Source organism: Acidovorax sp. ACV01 (assembly GCF_014851495.1).
In the GTDB taxonomy this organism is placed as follows: Bacteria; Pseudomonadota; Gammaproteobacteria; order Burkholderiales; family Burkholderiaceae_C; genus Acidovorax; species Acidovorax radicis.
The window spans coordinates 22,859-39,864 of the sequence record NZ_JACUZT010000012.1; the positions used below are offsets into that span (position 1 = coordinate 22,859).

General features: G+C 65.7%; 17 protein-coding genes. 5 read left to right on the forward strand and 12 right to left on the reverse strand.

Annotated elements, in window-relative coordinates; all coding sequences use genetic code 11:
- Positions 1 to 51 precede the first annotated feature (51 nt).
- Together argF and IB243_RS25230 are read right to left on the reverse strand one after the other, a co-directional pair.
- Positions 52 to 981, reverse strand: coding sequence for an ornithine carbamoyltransferase (gene argF / locus IB243_RS25225; protein ID WP_192429892.1), 930 nt, complete (start codon positions 979 to 981; stop codon positions 52 to 54).
- Positions 982 to 1,000: 19 nt separating this feature from the next.
- Positions 1,001 to 2,197 carry an aspartate aminotransferase family protein gene (locus IB243_RS25230; protein ID WP_192429893.1) on the reverse strand — a complete coding sequence of 399 codons (1,197 nt, stop codon included), beginning with the start codon at positions 2,195 to 2,197 and terminating at the stop codon, positions 1,001 to 1,003.
- Between the two features lie 266 nt (positions 2,198 to 2,463).
- Between IB243_RS25230 and IB243_RS25235 the strand changes: the two genes are divergently transcribed.
- Positions 2,464 to 2,787, forward strand: coding sequence for a DUF3579 domain-containing protein (locus IB243_RS25235; RefSeq protein WP_010459200.1), 324 nt, complete (start codon positions 2,464 to 2,466; stop codon positions 2,785 to 2,787).
- A gap of 271 nt (positions 2,788 to 3,058) precedes the next feature.
- Here IB243_RS25235 and rpsT read toward each other — a convergent pair whose 3' ends face one another.
- Positions 3,059 to 3,361, reverse strand: coding sequence for a 30S ribosomal protein S20 (gene rpsT / locus IB243_RS25240; protein WP_010459202.1), 303 nt, complete (start codon positions 3,359 to 3,361; stop codon positions 3,059 to 3,061).
- A 199-nt stretch (positions 3,362 to 3,560) separates the two neighbouring features.
- Here rpsT and murJ point away from each other — a divergent pair, with 199 nt between their 5' ends.
- Positions 3,561 to 5,126 carry a murein biosynthesis integral membrane protein MurJ gene (gene murJ / locus IB243_RS25245; RefSeq protein ID WP_192429894.1) on the forward strand — a complete coding sequence of 522 codons (1,566 nt, stop codon included), beginning with the start codon at positions 3,561 to 3,563 and terminating at the stop codon, positions 5,124 to 5,126.
- 82 nt (positions 5,127 to 5,208) lie between these two features.
- Entirely contained in the window at positions 5,209 to 6,051 is an 843-nt protein-coding gene (locus tag IB243_RS25250) for a SirB1 family protein (protein ID WP_057272939.1), read from the forward strand.
- Here IB243_RS25250 and IB243_RS25255 read toward each other — a convergent pair.
- Both IB243_RS25255 and IB243_RS25260 read right to left on the reverse strand, forming a co-directional pair.
- Positions 6,048 to 6,896 carry a plasmid replication/partition related protein gene (locus tag IB243_RS25255; RefSeq protein WP_192429895.1) on the reverse strand — a complete coding sequence of 283 codons (849 nt, stop codon included), beginning with the start codon at positions 6,894 to 6,896 and terminating at the stop codon, positions 6,048 to 6,050. The genes IB243_RS25250 and IB243_RS25255 overlap by 4 nt on opposite strands.
- A gap of 73 nt (positions 6,897 to 6,969) precedes the next feature.
- Positions 6,970 to 8,046 (reverse strand): transporter, encoded by a 1,077-nt coding sequence (locus tag IB243_RS25260; RefSeq protein WP_192429896.1) that lies wholly within the window; start codon positions 8,044 to 8,046, stop codon positions 6,970 to 6,972.
- Between the two features lie 139 nt (positions 8,047 to 8,185).
- On the opposite strand from IB243_RS25260, the gene ppk2 reads away from it, so the two are divergent.
- Complete coding sequence (ppk2, locus tag IB243_RS25265; protein WP_010459211.1) at positions 8,186 to 9,100, forward strand: polyphosphate kinase 2; 915 nt, start codon at positions 8,186 to 8,188, stop codon at positions 9,098 to 9,100.
- Positions 9,101 to 9,252: 152 nt separating this feature from the next.
- Here the strand turns inward: ppk2 and IB243_RS25270 are convergent, their stop codons facing one another.
- The 5 genes from IB243_RS25270 to IB243_RS25290 all read right to left on the reverse strand — a co-directional run bounded on the left by IB243_RS25270 (position 9,253) and on the right by IB243_RS25290 (position 12,542).
- A complete protein-coding gene (locus IB243_RS25270) occupies positions 9,253 to 9,648 on the reverse strand; it encodes a hypothetical protein (protein WP_010459213.1) in 396 nt (131 codons plus the stop codon).
- Positions 9,645 to 10,151: a GAF domain-containing protein gene (locus IB243_RS25275; RefSeq protein WP_057272935.1), complete on the reverse strand. Its 507-nt coding sequence runs from the start codon at positions 10,149 to 10,151 to the stop codon at positions 9,645 to 9,647. Before IB243_RS25275 ends, IB243_RS25270 begins: the two co-directional genes overlap by 4 nt.
- 69 nt (positions 10,152 to 10,220) lie before the next feature.
- A complete protein-coding gene (locus IB243_RS25280; protein WP_010459217.1) occupies positions 10,221 to 11,222 on the reverse strand; it encodes a GlxA family transcriptional regulator in 1,002 nt (333 codons plus the stop codon).
- A gap of 124 nt (positions 11,223 to 11,346) precedes the next feature.
- Entirely contained in the window at positions 11,347 to 11,973 is a 627-nt protein-coding gene (locus IB243_RS25285) for a DJ-1/PfpI family protein (protein ID WP_225585346.1), read from the reverse strand.
- Positions 11,974 to 11,981: 8 nt separating this feature from the next.
- Positions 11,982 to 12,542, reverse strand: a complete 561-nt coding sequence (locus tag IB243_RS25290; RefSeq protein ID WP_057272934.1) for a cysteine hydrolase family protein — start codon at positions 12,540 to 12,542, stop codon at positions 11,982 to 11,984.
- 296 nt (positions 12,543 to 12,838) lie between these two features.
- Here IB243_RS25290 and IB243_RS25295 point away from each other — a divergent pair, with 296 nt between their 5' ends.
- Positions 12,839 to 13,945: a PHB depolymerase family esterase gene (locus IB243_RS25295; protein ID WP_192429898.1), complete on the forward strand. Its 1,107-nt coding sequence runs from the start codon at positions 12,839 to 12,841 to the stop codon at positions 13,943 to 13,945.
- A 75-nt stretch (positions 13,946 to 14,020) separates the two neighbouring features.
- Here IB243_RS25295 and IB243_RS25300 read toward each other — a convergent pair whose 3' ends face one another.
- Entirely contained in the window at positions 14,021 to 15,610 is a 1,590-nt protein-coding gene (locus IB243_RS25300) for a methyl-accepting chemotaxis protein (RefSeq protein WP_010459226.1), read from the reverse strand.
- A 254-nt stretch (positions 15,611 to 15,864) separates the two neighbouring features.
- Positions 15,865 to 16,944, reverse strand: a complete 1,080-nt coding sequence (locus IB243_RS25305; RefSeq protein ID WP_010459228.1) for an AI-2E family transporter — start codon at positions 16,942 to 16,944, stop codon at positions 15,865 to 15,867.
- Positions 16,945 to 17,006 lie beyond the last annotated feature (62 nt).

Here is a 17,006-nt window from a genome sequence, read left to right on the forward strand (position 1 = left end):
GAGCCTGCGCCGAAACAGTCTGCTGGCGCTGTCGCGCCCCCGCATTGCATTTCATGCAACGCGGCCGAGCAGAAGGTACTCCATGAGTGCCTTCTGCACGTGCATCCTGTTTTCAGCCTCATCCCACACCACGGACTGCGGTCCGTCGATCACATCGGCCTCGACTTCCTCGCCACGGTGTGCAGGCAGGCAGTGCATGAACAATGCGTCGGGTTGGGCGGCGGCCATCATTTCGGCGTCCACACACCAGTCGGCAAACGCCTTCTTGCGCTCTTCGTTCTCGGCCTCGTAGCCCATGCTGGTCCACACGTCGGTGGTGACGAGGTCGGCGCCTTGGCAGGCTTCGAGCGGGTTGCTAAAAAATTGATAGCTGCTTGCGCTTATCCCGCCTGCGCCAACGGCCAATTTCTCATCAATTTCGTAGCCACGGGGCGTGCTCACATGCACCTTGAAGCCCAGCAGCGCAGCCGCCTGCAGCCAGGTATTGGCCATGTTGTTGCCGTCGCCCACCCATGCCACCGTCTTGCCCTGGATGGAGCCGCGGTGCTCGATGTAGGTGAAGATGTCCGCCAGGATCTGGCAGGGATGGAACTCGTTGGTCAGTCCGTTGATGACGGGGACGCGCGAGTGTTCGGCAAAGCGCACGATCTTGGTCTGCTCATAGGTGCGGATCATCACCAGATCCACCATGCGGCTGATGACCTTGGCGCTGTCTTCAATCGGTTCGGCGCGGCCCAGCTGGCTGTCGCCCGTGGTCAGGTGCACGACCGAGCCGCCCAACTGGTACATGCCGGCCTCGAAGCTCACGCGCGTGCGGGTGCTGGCTTTCTCGAAGATCATGGCCAGCGTGCGGTCCACCAGGGGGTGGTGCTTTTCGTAGGCCTTGAACTTCTTCTTGATGAGCGCGGCGCGCTCGAACAGGTAGGTGTATTCGTCGGCGGTGAGGTCGTTGAACTGCAGGTAATGTTTCAGCGTCGTCATGGCGGTGTTGCTTTGCTCTTCATTCAGCCAGTATGGCTTTGACCAGCGGGGTCAGTTTGGCGACGATCTCGTCGGCTTCGGCAGTGGTCAGGATCAGCGGGGGCACCAGGCGGATCACGCTGTCGGCTGTCACGGACAATAGCAGGCCCACTTCGGCAGCACGGCCAATCAGTGCGCCGCAGGGCTTGTTCAGCTCAATGCCGAGCATCAGGCCCTGGCCCCGGATCTCCTTCAGGCCGGGCAGGCTGCCCAGTTCGCGCTGCAGCGCGGCCCGCAGGTGGTCGCCCACGTTGGCCGCATTTTGCAGCAGGCCTTCTTCTTCCATGATGCGGATCGTCTCGACCCCTGCACGCATGGCCAGCGGGTTGCCGCCAAAGGTGGTGCCGTGGTTGCCAGGCTGCAGCACATTGGCGGCCTTGGGGCCGGCCACCACGGCGCCAATCGGCACGCCCGAGCCCAGGCCCTTGGCCAGTGGCATCACGTCGGGAACGATGCCTGCCCACTGGTGGGCAAACCACTTGCCGGTGCGGCCCACGCCACACTGCACTTCGTCGATCATCATGAGCCAGCCGCGCTCGTCGCACAGCTTGCGCAGCTGCTGCAGGTATTCGACCCGCATGGGGTTGATGCCGCCTTCGCCCTGAATCGTTTCGAAGAACACGGCCACCACATTGGGGTTGCCTTCGGTGGCCTTCTTGATCGCCTCGATATCGTTGAGCGGCACGCGCACAAAGCCTTCAACCAGCGGGCCGAAGCCGCTGTAGATCTTGGGGTTGCCGGTGGCTGACATGGTGGCAATCGACCGGCCGTGGAAGGCCTTCTCATACACCACGATCTCGGGCTTGGCGATGCCCTTGTCCACACCGAACTTGCGTGCGATCTTCAGGGCGGCCTCGTTGGCCTCCAGGCCCGAGTTGCAGAAAAACACGTTGGTCATGCCCGACAGCTCCACCAGCTTGGCCGCCAGTTGCTCCTGCAGTGGCACGTGGTAGTAGTTGGAGGTGTGGATCAGCTTGGTGATCTGGTCTTGCAGTGCGGGCACCAGCTTCGGGTGGTTGTGCCCCAGCGTGTTCACGGCGATGCCACCCAGGCCATCGAGGTATTCCTTGCCGTTCACGTCCCAGACTCGGCAGCCTTGCCCACGGGCCAGCGCAATGGGTACGCGGCCATAGGTGTTCATCACGTGGGGCGAAGCTGCCGGGGTGGTAGCGGTCATGCAGAAATCTCCAGACGGTGCGGTGATGGGTTGGCTGGTGGCCATAAACCCGGAAAAACGAAGCACGATTCTAGGGGGAGCACGGTAAACGGCTGTTGACGATTGCGCATTACTGCAATGCGGGCCAAACCCTGCATTTCGGTGTCTATCTATGGCCTGGCACGGGGATTAGGGAGCTAGCTCTTATATAAGAGTTAGAATGTCGCGCTGCGGTGCAGCATGCAGTGATCCTGTGTCTGGCGCGCTCATTACCACTCCACTCCCCGATGGTTTCCCCCTCCTCCAAAGAAGTCTTCATTCAGGGCATCACCCACGACGGGAAAACCTTTCGGCCCAGCGACTGGGCCGAGCGGCTGGCCGGGGTGATGAGCAGTTTCCGCCCGGGTGGCGCGCGCCCTGGCAGCCATCTGAGCTATTCGCCCTGGTGCATTCCCACCACGCTCAATGGCGTGAAATGTGTGGTGGTGCACCGCGACCTGCAGGGCCACGAGCCCATGGCCTGGGACTTCGTCATCAACTTCGCGCGCGACAACAACCTGCAGGTGGCCGAAGCTTGCCTTCTGCCCGATCTCCCGTCCGTCAAGCCCTGATCTGGCCTGTGACCTGGCAGCTTGTGGCTGAAGGGCGTCTTTTTCGGCCCGTGCGCTCTCTATCCTTTCTCGGATTTCAATATTGGGTGGCCTGAAGCCGTGCCCTCATATGCGCCGCCCCTGCTGGCTTGGCGCTTCTTTCCCGTCCAGAAACGAAAAAACCGCCCGAAGGCGGTTTAATTCGTTTTTTTGCTGGCAGCGCACCCGTTACAAACGGCGAACGGCACATACCGTTCGGGCTGTTTGCCTGCCGGGGCAGGCGGTGGGGTGGTTAGGCGGCTGCCAGTGCCAGGGCTTTCACCTTGGCAGACAGGCGGCTCTTGTCGCGAGCAGCCTTGTTCTTGTGGAAGATGCCCTTGTCAGCCACGGTGTCCACCACGGCTTGCATCTTGGCGAACAGTTCGGTCGCCTTGGTCTTGTCGCCGGACAGAACAGCCTTTTCGACGTTCTTGACAGCGGTACGGTATTTGGAGCGCAGCGAGGTGTTCGCAGCGTTGAGCTTGATGTCCTGACGGACGCGCTTGCGGCCCGACGCCAGGCGCGGGTTCTTCTTCTTTGGTTTAGCGGATGCCATGATTTAGTTCCTTGGGTCTGTGGATGATGCCAGCAAAGCCCGCGATTATAGCCCAAGGCAGTTTGTTCATCGCCGCGGTGTTCACAACCGGCGCAGCGCCATCGCGAGCCCACCCGTCGGACTGGCCCTGCCTGGCCGCTGGGCGCGTCCTCCTCCGGGGGAAGACGCGAAGCGACTCAGGGGGAATACACTCCCTGCGGTGTCACTGTTCAAAGCCGCCTCTACCGTTTCCCTTCTGACCTTTGTCTCCCGCATCACCGGGCTGGTGCGAGAGCTGCTTATGGCCTCGGTTTTCGGGGTCAGTGCGATGACGGATGCGTTCAACGTAGCGTTCCGCATCCCCAATCTGTTCCGCCGAGTCCTGGGCGAAGGCGCCTTCAGCCAGGCCTTTGTCCCGGTGCTGTCTGCCACCCGCGCCCAGGAGGGCGATGAGGGGGCCCGTGCATTGATCAACCATGTAGGCACCTTGCTCGCGTGGACGCTGGTGCTGCTGTGTATTGCCGGTGTGCTGGGCGCTCCCTGGATGGTGTGGGGCATGGCCAGCGGGCTCAAGCAGTCGCCCCAGGGTTTTGACGCTGCCGTGACCATGACGCGCTGGATGTTCCCCTACATCGGCTTCATGTCGCTGGTGGCGCTGGCGGGGGGCATTCTCAATACCTGGAAGAAGTTTGCCGTGCCGGCGGCGTCGCCCGTGCTGCTCAACATCGCGCTGATCCTGTCTATCACGGTGGGCGCACCCTGGTTTTCCCGCCATGGCATCGAGCCCATCTACGCCCAGGCGGCGGGGGTGATGCTGGGTGGCTTGCTGCAACTGGCCATCCAGGTGCCTGCGCTGGTGCGCCTGGGGCTGCTGCCGCGCATTGGGGTGCGCTGGGCGGCCATTCGTGCCGCCTGGGCCGACCCCACCACGCGCAAGGTGGCGCGCCTGATGCTGCCCGCGCTGCTGGGGGTGAGCGTGGCGCAGATATCGCTGCTGATCAATACCCAGATTGCCTCGCACCTCGCCACCGGCAGCGTGAGCTGGATCACCTACGCAGACCGCCTGATGGAGCTGCCGACCGCGCTGCTGGGCGTCGCACTGGGGGTGGTGCTGATGCCGCAGCTGGCCAGCGCCCGCGCCAAGCAGGACGACGAAAGGTACTCGGCCATGCTTGACTGGGGGCTGCGCCTGGTGGTGCTGTTGTCAGTGCCCTGCATGGTGGCCTTGCTGGTCTTTTCAGAGCCGCTGGTGGCGGTGCTGTACCACTATGGAGCGTTTGGCGACAAGGACGTGCGGCAAACCACCCTGGCCCTGACGGGTTATGGCGTGGGCCTGGTGGGCATTGTGGCCATCAAGGTGCTGGCGCCCGGTTTCTATGCCAAACATGACATGCGCACCCCCATGCTCATTGCGGTGGCGGTGCTGGTGTTGACCCAGTTGATGAACCTGGTGTTGGTGCGTTATTTGCAGCATGCCGCCCTGACATTGACCATCGGCATTGGCGCACTCATCAATGCCGGTTGGCTGTTGATCGGTCTGCTGCGGCGCGGCAGCTACCGGCCTCTGCCAGGCTGGGGCAAGTTCGCCCTGCAGGTGATCGCTGCGAGCGCCTTGCTGGCGGTGCTGCTGGTATGGGGTGCGCAGCACTTCGATTGGGTGGAAATGAAGGGACAAACCCTTCGGCGGATAGGGTTGCTGGCGGCGCTCATGGCTGCTGCTGCCGTGCTGTACTTTTGCGCGCTGTGGGCAGCCGGGCTCAAGCTGCGCCAGCTGTTGCGGCGCTGATTCCAGCGAAGGCCGCAAATGCCCTGTCAAGAGGGGCTTTCTGTCGCTTGACGCCATCCGGCGGGGCACTTACAACTCCACCATGTCCCTGAGCTATTCCGTACCCACCTCGCTGGAGTACTTTGCATCGCTGGTGCAAAGCGATGACCACTTCCCGCTGCTGGAGGCTGCAGCCAGCCTGGCGCAAGACGAATACCCCGAGCTCGACATGCAGCAATTGCTGGGTGATATGGACCAGCTGCTCGCGCGCATCAAGCGCCGCCTGCCTGCCGATGCCCCGGCGCTGCAGCGCTTGCGCACGCTCAACCAGTTCTTCTTCGCCGACCTGGGCTTTGGCGGCAACATCAACAATTACTACGACCCCGAAAACAGCTATCTCAACGCTGTGCTGCGCACGCGCCGGGGCATCCCGATTTCGCTGGCCGTGTTGTGGATGGAGCTGGCCCAGGGACTGGGCCTGCATGCGCGGGGCATTGCATTCCCTGGGCACTTCATGGTCAAGGTGCTGCTGCCCAAAGGACAGGTGGTGCTGGACCCGATCTCGGGCCAATCCCTCAGCCGCGAAGAGCTGGCCGAGCGGCTGGAACCCTACAAGCGCCGCAACGGCCTGGTGGACGACTACGATGTGCCGCTGGGCCTGTACCTGCAGGCCGCCACGCCGCGCGACATCATCGCGCGCATGCTGCGCAACCTGAAAGAGGTGCATCGCACGCAGCAGGACTGGCAGCGCCTGATCACCGTGCTCGACCGGCTCATCGTGCTGCTGCCTGACGCCTGGGGCGAGCGGCGCGACCGGGGGCTGGCCCATGCCGAGCGCGGCAACACCCTCGAAGCGATGGCCGACCTGGAAGCCTATCTGGCCCATGCGGAAGACGGGCTGGACATCGATCTGATTGCCGACCGCCTCAACGCACTGCGCAGCTAGAACGGCGCACTGCTCGCCGGCTGGTCAGCTTGTAGCTGCGCCAGTTGCCGGCGCAGTTCGGTGTTTTCGGCGGTGAGTTCTGCCACGCGGTGGCGCAGGGCCTGCAACTCGTCGGGAGTTCCCTCGGCGCTGGTGCCTGCCTCTGCTGCGGGGCTTTCTTCGGAAGGTGCTTCGTCGCGCGGCTTGCGCTTGTTGAGCTCGCGCACGCGCTTGGCAACCTGCTTGAGTTCGTCCTTGCCCGCCACGACGGCCGCCACCTGCTCTTCGGCGGGCAGCGTGGCCACGGCGGCGGCGGCGTTGATGGAGATGGTGCCGGACTTCACGGCCGCCACCAGTTCCGGGGCGGCCTGCTTCTGGATTTTTTCGATCATCACCACCTGGCTGCTGCTCAGGCGTGCGGCCTTGGCAATGGCCTCACGGCTGTTCAGTGGATCGGGTGCGGGCAGGGCGGCGGTTGCCTCGGGGGTGTCAGGGGCTGCGGTGGCTGCTTCGACCTCTGGGGACGTCGCTGCGCGGGCCTTGCGGTCGGCCATGATCTCGCGCTTGCGCAGGGCCAGTACGCCGCGCTGGAAGTCCGACACACTGCGGCGCCCCAGATGCTGGTCGATCATCCACAGGTGCACGTCTTCCATGGACTGAAAGCGCGGGTTTTGTACGGTCTGGAAGGGCAGGCTGTGCTTTTGGCAGATGCCATAGCGGTTGTGCCCATCCACCAGCACGTCGCCCCACAGCACCAGCGCGTCGCGGCAGCCTTCGGCCAGGATGCTGCGCTCCAGCGCCTCATGCTCGTCGGGGGTCAGGGGTTCGATGTAGGCTTTGAGTTCTTCGTTGACGACGATGTTCATGGCAGAGGAGGCAATCGGGAGCGGGCAAGGGGCGCGATTGTAGAGGGCTCCGTCAGCGCCCGGAGCCAGGCTCCTATGAGTCCCCCGTGCCCCGCAAGGCCAGCCAGCCCGCCACCGCCGTGAAGGCCGCCACCACGGCCACGATGATCCAGAAGCCATGCCCGTTGTCGGCCAGCGGCACGCCGCCGACGTTCATGCCGAACAGCCCCGCCAGGATGTTGATGGGGAGGGCCAGCACGGTCACCACCGTCAGCACGAAAAGGCTGCGGCTGTTGGCCTCCTGCACGCTGGCGGCGATTTCTTCCTGCAGCAGCTTGATGCGCTCCTGCAGGCCCTGCATATCACGCAGTACCACCGAGAACTCTTCGGTCGAATCGCGCAGCTCTTGCGCATCGTCTGCGCCCATCCAAGCAGGTGGGTGCTGCAGCAGGCGGAACAGCGCCGCCGGCTCGGGCGCCAGCAGCCGCTGCAGGCGCACCAGCAGGCGCCGCAGCACGCCGAGCCGCGCGCGTTTGTGGTCCAGCCGGCCAGCCAGCAGCGCGTCCTCCACATCGTCGATGCGCTGGGTCACGCCGCGCACGATGTCCACCAGGCCCGAGGCCTGCGTGCGCATCAGCTCGGCCAGCAGGGCCACGCTGGAGCAGGGCGCGTTGCCGCTGCGCACCGCCGTGCGCAGTGCGTCCACCGAGCGCAGCGGGCGGGTGCGCCCCGTCACCATCAGGTGCGGCGCCACGCTGGTCCACAGGGTGGCGATGTCCGAAGGCTCGAACGCAAAGTCAAAGTGTGCGTCGTTGAGCACGGCGATCAGCGTGTCGTCGTCACGCTCGATGCGGGTGGACACCGAGCGGTCCTTGAGCGCATCAAAAAAGGCTTCGGGCAGGTCGGCATGCCGCTCCATCCAGCGCACGGCCTGGGCGTGGCTCAGGTTGAAGTGCAGCCACAGGAAGGTGCCTTGTGGTGGCAGCGTACGGTGGCCGCTGGCCGTGCCATGGGGGTGTAGGCCCGCCAACCACTGTGCGGCCTGCACGGTATCGACTTCGTGTGGCGCAGTGCCTGCGCCCAGCAGGTAGCCGCAGATCAGCCCGGCGGCATCACCGCCGTAGTTCAGGTGGGTGTTCACGGCGGGGAAGGGGCGGACGGGAGTGGACAAACAACAGCGGGCACGGCTGCATGGTGCGGCGCGGGCGTGACAACCCCGTGACAGATCACGCCGGTGTCACAACACTGTCACCGGCCGGCCCCACGATGGCGCATCTGTCTGTCTCTTTGCCCGCTCGGATCTGTTGCCCATGTTTCACCAGAACACCCTTGATACCCAGGACTTGATGCAACGCATCGCCAACGACCTGATCGACAGCTATGACGAAGAGCTGGAGCTGGAGATCGAGGACCGCGATGTCGATGACCTCGGAGCGTTGCAGTCCACGGACAAGCTGGCACGCCAGCTCTACTTCAAGGAGCTGTTTCGCCTGCAGGGCGAACTCGTCAAGCTGCAGGACTGGGTGCAGCACAGCCGCCAGAAGGTGGTGATCCTGTTCGAGGGGCGCGACGCCGCCGGCAAGGGCGGCGTGATCAAGCGCATCACCCAGCGCCTGAACCCCCGCGTGGCCCGCGTGGCTGCGCTGCCAGCACCCAATGACCGCGAGCGCACGCAGTGGTACTTCCAGCGCTACGTGGCGCACCTGCCCGCCGCTGGCGAGATGGTGCTGTTTGACCGCAGCTGGTACAACCGAGCGGGTGTGGAGCGCGTGATGGGTTTTTGCACCGACGACGAATACGAAGAGTTCTTCCGCACCGTGCCCGAGTTTGAAAAGATGCTCGTGCGCTCGGGCATCACACTCGTCAAATACTGGTTCTCCATCACCGATGAAGAGCAGCACCTGCGCTTTCTGGGCCGCATCCACGACCCGCTCAAGCAGTGGAAGCTCAGCCCCATGGACCTGGAAAGCCGCGTGCGCTGGGAGGCCTATACCAAGGCCAAGGAAACCATGCTGGAGCGCACCCACATCCCCGAGGCGCCCTGGTGGGTGGTGCAGGCGGTGGACAAGAAAAAGGCGCGCCTCAATTGCATCGCCCACCTGCTGTCGCAACTGCCCTACCAGGATGTGCCCCACCCGGCGGTGGTGCTGCCGGACCGGGTGCGCAACCCTGAGTATTTGCGCCAACCCGTGCCCGCGCCGATGTATGTGCCTGAGATGTACTGAGCGCACTTTGCGCAGGGGAGGGGCTGGTGCAAGACGCCTGATGCCGCCGCCGGTGCTGCCCGCACCACGCAGCTCAGTAGTTCCATTGCTATTTTTTGAATAGCAGGTAGCGCTTTTCCATCAAGCGCTAGCGGCCAAAAAGGCCTGAATTTCTACGTCTGGGCCGGGCCCTTGAGCATCTCGATGGTCGAGATCACGTCCCGCACCTTGAAGGGCTTGAGCAACACGCGCCGCACCTGCAACGCCTTCATCTGCACGGCGGTCGATGCATCGACCTGGGTCGTGGTCACCGCAACGGGCACTTGGGCGTCCACTGCGAACTGGGCGCTGCGCACCTGTTCGAGCAGTGCCACGGCTTCGGGGGCTTCGTCCAGCGAGACGATGACGCCCGAGAAGTCCTTGGCCGCGAGTTGCTGCTGCGCGTTGCGCACCGTGCCCACCTGGCGCACTGCAGGCAGGTTCAACTGGCGCGCCGTGGCCACGATGATGCTGCCGGTGAGCGAGCTGGGCTCTACGAGAAGAATGTCCAATGGGGATGCGCTGCTCATCGTGCGGGCTCCCCGTGGGCGCGGCGCACCAGCTCCTCCACCGCCAGGTCGCGCAGGGACGCGAGGATGGCCAGGTCGATCGCGTCCAGCTGGCGCGGTGTGCGGTCGATGAGGCACAGCGTGCCGATGTTCTCTCCGCCCGGCATCTTCAGCGGTGCGCCGGCGTAGAACTGGATGTGGGGATCGCCGGTGACCAGCGGGTTGTCGGCAAAGCGGTCGTCCAGCGCCACATCGGGCACCACCAGCGTGTCGTCCTGCAGGATGGCATGGCCACAGAACGAAATGCCGCGTGCGGTCTCGCACACATCCAGCCCGTGGCGCGACTTGAACCATTGCCGCTGCTCGTCGATGAGCGACAGCAGCACGATGGGCATGTCGAACTCCTGCGCGGCAAATGCCGTGAGCCGGTCAAAACGCTCCTCGGGCGGCGTGTCCAGTATCAGCAGCTGGCGCAGGGCCTGCAGGCGGTCGTCCTCATTGGCGGGGCGAGGGGGCTCTTTCATGGCGGTATGGGGCAGTCGCGATGGACATTGATTATGGGCCGTGGGCGCGAAATGCGCGCTTGCGGACGCTCAGTGCGTGTGCCCTCGGAAGGTACCCTGCGACGGCGTGCCGCCGCGCCCGAACTGGTGCCAGGCGCGCCGCAGCTGGGTGTCCGAGCTGAAGCCTGCCATCAGCGCCGCCTGCGTCACGTTCTGGCCAGACCGCAGCGCGGCCTCGGCCGTGGCCAGGCGGATGCGGCGCAGGTACTGCAGCGGCGCAATGCCCGCGTGCTCCAGAAACAGCCGCGTGAGGTGCCGGGGCGAAGTGTGGGCCACCTCGGCCATCTGCGGCACGCTCCAGTCGGCCTGCGGCTGCTGGCCCACGGCGTCCTGCACGCGGTGCAGGGCGGGGTGCAGGTGGTTGCGGTGGTGCAGAAAGGGGGAAAACTCGGGGTCGTTCGGTCCTCGGCGCAGCGCCACCACCATGGACTGCGCGACCTGGGCCGCCAGCGCGGGGCCGCAGGTGTCGGAGAGGCGGTGCAGCAGCAGGTCGATGCCCGTGGTCACGCCCGCGCTGCTGTACACGGCGCCATCGGCCACAAACACGCGGTTGGCCACCACGTCGCAGCGCGGGTCCACGGCAGCCAGTTCGTCCAGGTGCTGGTGGTGGGTGGTGGCGCGGCGGCCCGTCAGCAGGCCCGCATGGGCGGCCAGCACCGACCCGGCGCACACCGTGATCAGGTCCAGCTGCCCCGCCACGGGCCGCAGCCCTCGCAGCCAGTGCAGCAGGGCGCGCGCCTCTTCGCCTTCCACGTCGATGTGTTGTCCCGCCAGCCCCACCAGCACCACCCAGGCGGGGGAGGGCAAGGTGGCGGGCAGCGGCTCCAGCCCTGTCAGCACGGCGCCCACCGAAGACACGGACTGGGGTGTGGGGCTCACGAAGTGCTGCACAAACCGCGCGGGCTGGCCCTGGTTGACCAGGGTCTGGTTGGCAATGCGCAGCGCCTCGGCCGGGCCCGCCCAGTCCAGCACCAGGCTGCCCGGTAGCAAAGCAAAGTACACGTGGATGGGCTGGGGCAGTGTGTTGGACATCACTTGTTCCTGTTGACCCGTCATAAAACTGGCGCAACCGATGCCAGTGCCACCGTGGAACGGGCTTTGCCAGTCCACGGGCGGCGTCCCCCTCGGGGGGGGGACGCGCAGCGGCACAGGGGGGTCAAGGCTTGTTGTTCCACGGGGTATCCATCTGGCGGGCGGTGCGCTCGGACAGCGCGGCGCCGACGAGGCGCGTGACCAGGTGCAGGCTCATGTCGATGCCGGCGCTGATGCCCGCGGACGTGACCAGCGCACCCCGGTCCACCCAGCGCACATTCTCCCGCACGTCGAGCGCAGGAAACTGAGCGCGCAGGTCGGCAATGTCCTCCCAGTGCGTGGTGGCGGGCCCTTCGGTGAGGACACCTGCCGCCGCCAAAATAAAGGCGCCCGTGCACACCGAGGCTGTGATCTGCGCAACGCCCGCCGCCTGGGCAACCCACGCGCGGGTGCTTTGGCAGGCAGCGGCGGCATCGACCACACCACCCGGCACGATGAGCACATCGGGCGTGGCGGCGGTGGCAAAGTCCGCATCGGGCAACACGCGCAGGCCCGCGCGGGCGCGCATCGGGGCCATGCTGCGGGCCACGCACTGCACCCCAAACGGTGCGGGCGCGCCGGGGTACAGGCGCTGGTGCATGCGGCTGGCAGTGGTGAAGACTTCGTAGGGGCCGCCCAGGTCCAGGGCCTCCACTTCGTCGAAGACCAGGATGGAGATCTGCAGGGGGTGGGGTGCGGAGAAGGTGTTCATGGCCGTGCTCATGCTGCGGCCCGGTCGATGGCCTGCTGAACCGTGCTCAGGGTGGCAAACCGGCCCTGCAGCACGGTGGCGGTGCGGGTCTTGATGTCTGCGGCCGCCAGCGTCTGGCCGTCGGGCTGCTCCATGTCCCAGGTCAGGGTTGCGTCGGTGACGTAGTCCACCTCCCAGCCCAGGTCGGAGGCGTGGCGGGTGGTGGTCTCGCAGCACTGCTCGGTGCGGATGCCACTCACGATCAGGCGCTGGACGCCGTGTTGTGTCAGCCACACGTCCAGCCCCGTGCCCACCAGCGCGCTGTGGCGAGATTTGGTGAAGGTGGCGGCTGCCTCGAAGTCCACCAGGCCCTCCAGCGCCCGCACATGGCCCGACGCGACAGAGAAAGCGTTCTCGGGCACAGCCGGGCCTTCTGCATGGAACACCCGCACCACGGGCACGCCGCGTGCCACACAGCCTTCGATCAGCGCGTTCTGGGCACGCAGATAGGCCGGCAGATCCTGGGCTGTGAAATAGGGGCGGTGGCGGAAGGATTCCTGGACGTCAATCACAATCAGACAGGTTTTCATGGTGAACTCGAAGGCGGGTTGAAACGAAGGTCCAATCTTCTCAGCGCAACCAGATGGCGTCCCGTCTCCTGGAGACAAGCTTCGATCAATTTAGGCCATATTGGAGGGGTAGTCTGCCCGCTGCCGTCGGTGTGCTGGGTGGGTGGGGCATTTTTTGAGATAAAAACAATCTCTGGCGCCTATCCTGTAATGGATTGTTGCTATAAATATAGTAGCAATGTGCAATTATTCGCCATAAGCTGTTATGGTGACTAGGGTTTTCCCTTAACTCCCTGCCCGTCCTGCCCCAAACACCCATGCCCCGCCGTTCCCGTCTGTTTTCGATGTCAGCGCTGACGCGGGCGTACCAGCGCAACCTGAAGGCGTTTGCACGGGCGACGCGGGCGGTGCAGCCCGTGCGCGCCAAGGCGCCGGCAAAGCTGCGGGTGGTGGCTGCCCAAAAACCGTCCAGCACGCGAACCCCTCGCCCCGCACGCAAGCCGGTGCCGGCCAGCGGCAAATGGCTGGCGGGCATTGCACCAGGGCCTGCGGGCGCGCGGCGGTTTCAGCTGTACACCCCGCCCGGTCTGGCGTTGGCGGTGGATGAGAAGCTGCCCCTCCTGGTCATGCTGCACGGCTGCGGCCAGACCGGACGGGACCTGGCCGCCGTGTCGCGCATGAACCGGCTCGCCGCGCGTGAGCGCTTTCTGGTGCTCTACCCCGAGCAGGAACGCATGGCCAACGCGCATGGCTGCTGGAACTGGTTCGAACGCCGCAGTGGCAAGGCCGAGGCTGAAGCCGCCACGCTGCTGGCCGCCGTGGACCAGCTCGCACGCCGCCACCCGGTGGATCTTTCTCGCGTGGCCGTGGCGGGCCTGTCGGCGGGTGGCAGCATGGCCGTGCTGATGGCGGCGCTCTACCCCGACCGGTTTTGCGCCGTGGCCATGCATTCGGGTGTGGCTCCGGGCACGGCCGAGTCCGCGGCCACCGCCATCGCCGCCATGCATGGGCGGCGTGATGCCCATCTGCCTGACGCCCTGGCGGCCGGGGCACCTGTCGAATCGGTTGCCGCTGTGGGCGGAAAAAGTCCGACAGGCAGCCTGCTGCCGCCGTTGCTGGTGCTGCATGGCGACGTGGATGGTGTGGTGTCGGTGCGCAATGCGGCCGCCACGGCACAGTTGTGGGCACAGGCGCTGGGTGCGCGGGCGGGCGCCATCCGCACCTTGCAGCGCGGGCAGCGCCACGCCATGCGGGTGACCGAGTTCCGGGCGCGAGGCCGAACGGTCGTGGCGTTGCGCGAAGTGGTCGGGCTGGCCCATGCCTGGAGCGGTGGTGCCGCGCAGCTGTCGTACAGCGATCCCCAGGGGCCCGATGCCTCGGCACTGGTCTGGGCCTTTGTAGCCCGCCAGTTCAAAGAAAAATAGCCATCAGATCAGGCCCTGCCGCTTTTCTGCAGGGCATTTTCTGCTATCAAATATGCAGTAAATGGTCTGAGCGGCTCAGGTCAGCCGGGGCTGGCGCCTGTCGGCCAATGGTTCTGCGTGTGCACCCGCCTGCAGTTGAAAGGCGGCCACCACTTCCTTGAGTTGATGGGCCTGCTGCTGCAAGGCGGCGGCGGCGGCGGTGGCCTGCTCGACCAAGGCCGCGTTTTGCTGCGTGCCCTGGTCCATTTGCGAGACGGCTTCGTTGATCTGTTCGATGCCATCGGTCTGCTCGCGGCTGGCCTGGCTGATCTCCTCGATCACGGCCGACACGCGCAGCACGCTGTCCACCACGTTCTGCATGGTGGCCCCGGCCTCTTGCGCCAGCTGTGCGCCCGCCTTCACCTGCTCGGCCGAATGGCCGATAAGCGCCTTGATTTCTTTGGCCGCCTCGGACGAGCGCTGCGCGAGGCTGCGCACCTCGGTGGCCACCACCGCAAAGCCCCGCCCCTGTTCGCCGGCCCGGGCGGCTTCCACCGCCGCATTGAGCGCGAGGATGTTGGTCTGGAACGCGATGCCCTCGATGACGCCCGTGATGTCGGACACCTTGCGCGAAGACGCGTCGATCGAGCCCATGGTCTGCACGACTTTCTCGACCACCACGCCCCCCTTGCGGGCGACGTCCGAGGCGGTCTGGGCCAGCACGCTGGCCTGGCGGGCGTTGTCGGCGTTCTGCTTCACGTTGGAGGTCATCTCTTCCATGGACGCAGCGGTCTGCTCCAGCGCGCTGGCCTGGGATTCGGTGCGGGCAGACAGGTCGTGGTTGCCCGCGGCGATCTGTTGCGACGCGCTGGCAATGTGTTCGGTGCCGTCGCGCACCCGCTGCACGATGCGGTGCAGGCTGTCGCGCATGGACTGCATGTCCAGCATGAGGCTGGAACTGTCGCCCGCACGCGTGGCGACAGCCACCGACAGATCCCCTTCAGAGATGCTGCGGGCAATGCTGCGCGCGTAGCCGGGCTCGCCGCCCAGCTGGCGCAGCAGGTTGCGCGATATGAGGGTGCCCAGCACCAGCAGGGCGGCCCCCAGCAGCAGGGCCAGCACGCCGAACCGCAGTGCCCGCTGCCAGATGGCGGTGTTGACGGTGTCGATGTAGACGCCCGAACCGATCACCCAGCCCCAGGGGGCAAAGCCTTTGACGTAGGAGGTTTTCTCCACCGGCGTGTCGCTGCCGGCCTTGGGCCACAGGTAGGGCACGAAGCCCGCGCCGCTGGCCTGCACAGTGCGCACGAATTCGACAAACAGCTGCTTGCCGTTGGGGTCCTTGTTGGCCGTGAGGTCTTGTCCGTTGAGCTCGGGGCGGATCGGGTGCATCACCATGCGGGGGTGCATGTCGTTGATCCAGACATATTCGTTGCCGCTGTAGCGCACCGCCTGAATGGCCGCCGCCGCGCGCTTGCGGGCTTCGTCGTCGGGCATGCCACCCTTGGTGCTGAGGTCGTGGAAGTGCGTGGCAATGCCATGCGCGGATTCCACGACCTGGCGCACGCCCGTCTGGCGCTCCTCCAGGATCAACTGGCGCTCGGACAGCAGGAACCACGCGGTCAGGACGGCGATGCCGAGGAGGGCGCTCAGCACCAGAAGTGCCAGTTTTCGTGCAATGGTCATGGGGAGCCCCTGAAAAAAGTGGAGACCAGGCGCTGTCGCCGTCCGGCGAGTGGGCGCGGCATCAAGAATCTGTTCAAAGAGCAGGGTAGCCCCGGAGTGCTGGCTTTCAGCATGGCGATAACCCGCACTGGTCTTGCACTGGAAAGTCCCTGCAGGGGGCATGGCGGGCGCATGGCCCTCGGTGAGCCGCTGGGCTCAGAGGGGGAGGGATGGGCGAGGCGGCTGCGGCTGCGCGCCCGGTGGGGGCGGGGCCACTACACGAGCCGCGACGCCACCAGTTCCTTCTTGAGGTAGGCGTAGAACAGCGGCGCCGCCACCAGCCCGGCGGGGCCAAAGACGGCCTCGGCCACGAACATCACACTCAGAAGCTCCCACACGCCCATCTGCGTGCGGCGCCCCACCACCTTGGCGTTGATCACGTATTCGGCCTTGTGGATCAGGATCAGGAAGCCCAGGCATGCCGCAGCCGCCAGCGGCGACACTGACAGGCCGACGATCGTGATCACCACGTTGCACACCAGGTTGCCCACGATGGGCACCAGCCCCGCCACAAAGGTGAAGGTGATGAGCACAGGCGTGTAAGGCAGTTGCAAGCCCCACAGCGGTAGCACAAACAGCAGGAACAGCGCGGTCAGCAGCGTGTTGAACGCTGCAATCCAGAACTGCGCTGCCACGATCTGGCGGAACGCCTCGCCAAACAGCGTGATGCGCAGCTTGAGCTGCTGAGCCAGCGGGCCGCGTGCCAGCACTGGCGGCCGCACGGCAGCCAGTGCGCCAATCAGCAGGCCCACATAGGCAAACAGCACCCCCGCCAGCCAGGCGCGCCCCGCCATGGCCAGGGCCCCCGCCTTGGCGCCCAGGTAGTTGGCGATGATGCGCTGGATATCGGCTACGCCCTCCGGCAGGTGCGAGGCCACATCGGCGGGCAGCTTCAGGCGCAGCTCGAGCACCGTGCGTGCCATGTAGGTGAGCAGTTCCTGGTATTGCTGCGGCGCACTGACCAGGTAGCCGCGCGAGTGGGTGAGGCCCGCCGCCAGCAGCGCCAGCGGCAGCAGCATCACCAGGCCCGCCGCCGTCACCTGCGCCACGCGCAGGCTGGTGGCGGAGGGGGTGGGTTGCCGCTGGATGCGGCCCAGCCCCTGGGCAAACCAGCCGGTGAGGGCGCGGGTGAGCAGGAAGCCCAGGCATACACACAACAGGCCGGGTAACAGGCCGCGCCACATCACCAGCAGCAGCACAGCAGCCATCAGCACGTAACTGGCTGCCACGATGCCCAGGTTCAGGGCGCGGGGCGGTAGCGTGGTGGGGTGTTGGTCAGTCACGGCGCTGCACATCACCTGCATGGCTCGACACTGGCGCGGCCGAGTCCGGCGGGAAGCCGCGAAGCGGCTCAGGG

Bases quoted from the DNA above. Each gene is read 5' to 3' on its own strand.
- IB243_RS25230 (WP_192429893.1), bottom strand. From the start codon at position 2,197: ATGACCGCTACCACCCCGGCAGCTTCGCCCCACGTGATGAACACCTAT.
- IB243_RS25285 (WP_225585346.1), bottom strand. From the start codon at position 11,973: ATGAACACCTTCTCCGCACCCCACCCCCTGCAGATCTCCATCCTGGTC.
- ppk2 (WP_010459211.1), top strand. From the start codon at position 8,186: ATGTTTCACCAGAACACCCTTGATACCCAGGACTTGATGCAACGCATC.
- IB243_RS25280 (WP_010459217.1), bottom strand. From the start codon at position 11,222: ATGTCCAACACACTGCCCCAGCCCATCCACGTGTACTTTGCTTTGCTA.
- IB243_RS25290 (WP_057272934.1), bottom strand. From the start codon at position 12,542: ATGAAAACCTGTCTGATTGTGATTGACGTCCAGGAATCCTTCCGCCAC.
- rpsT (WP_010459202.1), bottom strand. From the start codon at position 3,361: ATGGCATCCGCTAAACCAAAGAAGAAGAACCCGCGCCTGGCGTCGGGC.
- IB243_RS25270 (WP_010459213.1), bottom strand. From the start codon at position 9,648: ATGAGCAGCGCATCCCCATTGGACATTCTTCTCGTAGAGCCCAGCTCG.
- IB243_RS25250 (WP_057272939.1), top strand. From the start codon at position 5,209: ATGTCCCTGAGCTATTCCGTACCCACCTCGCTGGAGTACTTTGCATCG.
- IB243_RS25255 (WP_192429895.1), bottom strand. From the start codon at position 6,896: ATGAACATCGTCGTCAACGAAGAACTCAAAGCCTACATCGAACCCCTG.
- IB243_RS25275 (WP_057272935.1), bottom strand. From the start codon at position 10,151: ATGAAAGAGCCCCCTCGCCCCGCCAATGAGGACGACCGCCTGCAGGCC.
- IB243_RS25295 (WP_192429898.1), top strand. From the start codon at position 12,839: ATGCCCCGCCGTTCCCGTCTGTTTTCGATGTCAGCGCTGACGCGGGCG.
- IB243_RS25235 (WP_010459200.1), top strand. From the start codon at position 2,464: ATGGTTTCCCCCTCCTCCAAAGAAGTCTTCATTCAGGGCATCACCCAC.
- argF (WP_192429892.1), bottom strand. From the start codon at position 981: ATGACGACGCTGAAACATTACCTGCAGTTCAACGACCTCACCGCCGAC.
- IB243_RS25300 (WP_010459226.1), bottom strand. From the start codon at position 15,610: ATGACCATTGCACGAAAACTGGCACTTCTGGTGCTGAGCGCCCTCCTC.
- IB243_RS25305 (WP_010459228.1), bottom strand. From the start codon at position 16,944: ATGTGCAGCGCCGTGACTGACCAACACCCCACCACGCTACCGCCCCGC.